Below are 2,488 nucleotides of genomic sequence, written 5' to 3'. Positions count from 1 at the left end.
GAGCGTTTTAAGCTTGTATCAGGAGACCGACGACACCATGAAACATACGGAAGATTTCAAGCGCGAGGCCGTGAGGATTGCGTTGAGCAGTGGACTGTCACGCACGCGGGTTGCGACCGATCTGGGTATTGGCAAATCTACGCTGGCGAAATGGATGGTGGATTATCGTCCGGACGAACCGGGATCGGGACAGCAGGCTGATCTGGCCCGTGAGAATGAACGTCTCCGCCTGGAGAACCGAATTCTGCGGGAGGAGAGGGAAATTCTAAAAAAAGCTACCCAGTTCTTCGCGAGCCAAAAGCCATGAGGTTCGCCTTCATCCATAGACATCGGCATGAATGGCCAATCGAGAGGTTGTGCCAAGTCCTGCGGGTCTCGGCACGGGGTTACCGGGCCTGGACATCCCGACCGGTCTGTCAGCGTCAGCGCACCGATCTGAAAGTGCTGGCGCATATCCGTGAACATTATGCCCTGCGCAACGGCTCCTACGGACGGCCGCGCATGACCATGGAACTGAGGGAAGCCGGGCTTGATGTCGGGGAACGTCGTGTTGGTCGCCTCATGAAGGACAACAGGATCCGGCCCGTGCGCACCCGTCGCCACAAGGTCACGACCGACAGCCAGCACCAGTCTGGCATTGTGGCCAACCTTCTGGACGGTGACTTCCTTGCTGAAGGCCCCAACCAGAAATGGGCAGGGGATATCAGCTATATCTGGACTGCCGAGGGCTGGCTCTACCTGGCTGTCGTCATCGATCTGTTCAGTCGCCGTGTGATCGAGTGGGCTGCAAACGACCGGATGAAAAAGGATCTGGCCATCCGTGCCCTGGATATGGCGGTGCGGCTGCGTAACCCGGTGCCTAGCTGCATTTTCCACTCCGATCGTGGCAGCCAATACTGTTCTCATGATTTCCGGAAAAAGCTGCTGGCCCACGGAGTACAGGCTTCAATGTCTGGAAAGGGAAACTGTTTTGACAACGCCGCTGTCGAAGCGTTTTTCAAAAGCCTGAAGGCGGAATGGCTCTGGAGGCAAAACTGGCCAACCCGTCGTCAGGCGACCGCGGCCATCTTCCTGTATATCAATGGTTTCTACAATCCACGTCGACGCCATTCATATCTGGGCGGCATCAGCCCTCTCGCTTTCGAAGCCAGAGTGGCATAACCACTTCCTGACCGGCACAAAACCGTTACAAGTCCAACGCATCAAACTATAAATCTCTCTTTGTGAATCCGATGTGATCAGGTGCTGATGATCTGATTATCCTATTGTGGCGTTATTGTGGAATCCACGACAGAGGCACGGCCTGGGCACGATAGGACAGGTTGCTTTGTACAACGGCAGAAAATCGTTTGTATGTTGTCGTAAAAGGTTGTCACGAAATGCTTTATGGATATGCGCACGTTTCCACTTCGAGAAAGGATGAGGAAGGAGTTTTTGTTCAGACAACATCATCTCAAATTGAAGCATTGATAAATGCTGGTGTAGATTCATCGAATATTTTTGAAGATAGAGTATCTGGAAAAGAAAAAAGCCGTCCCGGTTTAGATACTATGCTTGAAATAGTTCAATCTGGTGATGTTATTATAGTGTGGAAACTTGATCGCTTAGGGCGATCAGTACGAAATCTTTTCCTTCTGTCACAGACGCACGAGTGCTCCCCGAAAGGGCGCGCGCGCGTCACCTCTCTCGATCCACTCCCGAAAGGCCAGAGCGCTGCCCCACAACACACCCAGACGCCCACGGGGACTTACGGTACGGCGAGACGCTCGCGCACAATCTGCAACAGATCAGCGTCCTCTGTGGAGAGGACATGCCGTGCAACCGGCAGTTTCCCGGTTTCCACCACATATTCGAAGGTCTGACGGATCAGATCGGACGGTGTGACGCCCAACTCCGCCAGACGGGCGTACGCCTGCTCCTTCAGTGCACTATCGATCCGCAGATTGATGGAGGCCATACTCATTTCTCCTTGCCCAAGACACGTAAAATACGTCTTTACAAACGTAAAGGCAAGTATCTCGTATTCAATCTAATTTACTCATAACTTGAAACGGCGTTATTTTCTGGTTTCTGCCCCCTCCCCCGTTTTTATGTCCGATAATTTCCCTTGTCGGACATAATAAATCCGGACACAAAGCCAGCCAAAAAAATCCAGATTATGAGGATAATCAACCAGAAATCGGGCTTTCTAGCCCATCGGAGTCCCACGCCTAACGTAAGGCAAATCGTGCCGTATCCTTGGCCCAGAAAGCAATTAAATTCAGACAAACCATCATTGCGTTGCCGTGAAAGCAGCACAATGCCGCACCATATTCCGGGATAATTGAGGTGGTCCCCATTTTTCGGACAGGGCAATAAGCTATAATCCGACCTGAGAGAGGACGGGTTTTATGGGTAAGGTTACGCGCAAGAAGTATGGGACGGAGTTCAAGTCACGGGTTGCCCTGGAAGCGATCCGTGGGGAACTGACGCTGGCGGAACTGGCGTC

The 2,488-nt window shown here is 52.5% G+C and carries 2 protein-coding genes and 1 pseudogene; 2 read left to right on the top strand and 1 reads right to left on the bottom strand.

Annotated features, from left to right (window positions below):
• Nucleotides 1–37 precede the first annotated feature (37 nt).
• A protein-coding gene (locus ABF979_RS16740; protein WP_415560792.1) for an IS3 family transposase occupies nt 38–1,161 on the top strand; the annotation gives its coding sequence in 2 pieces (ribosomal slippage) (nt 38–266 and nt 266–1,161; 1,125 coding nt in all).
• 218 nt (nt 1,162–1,379) lie between these two features.
• Nucleotides 1,380–1,631, top strand: a pseudogene (locus ABF979_RS16735) (recombinase family protein); the annotation flags it as partial.
• A 116-nt stretch (nt 1,632–1,747) separates the two neighbouring features.
• Here ABF979_RS16735 and ABF979_RS16730 read toward each other — a convergent pair.
• The gene (locus ABF979_RS16730) at nt 1,748–1,957 is read right to left on the bottom strand and encodes a type II toxin-antitoxin system RelB/DinJ family antitoxin (RefSeq protein ID WP_048854872.1); all 210 of its coding nucleotides are present in this window, start codon (nt 1,955–1,957) and stop codon (nt 1,748–1,750) included.
• Between the last annotated feature and the right edge of the window lie 531 nt (nt 1,958–2,488).

Origin of the sequence: Gluconobacter sp. (assembly GCF_047723935.1) — a bacterium.
Classification (GTDB): domain Bacteria; phylum Pseudomonadota; class Alphaproteobacteria; order Acetobacterales; family Acetobacteraceae; genus Gluconobacter.
This window is presented reverse-complemented; position numbering and strand designations above follow the sequence as displayed.

Bases quoted from the DNA above. Each gene is read 5' to 3' on its own strand.
- ABF979_RS16730 (WP_048854872.1), bottom strand. From the start codon at position 1,957: ATGGCCTCCATCAATCTGCGGATCGATAGTGCACTGAAGGAGCAGGCG.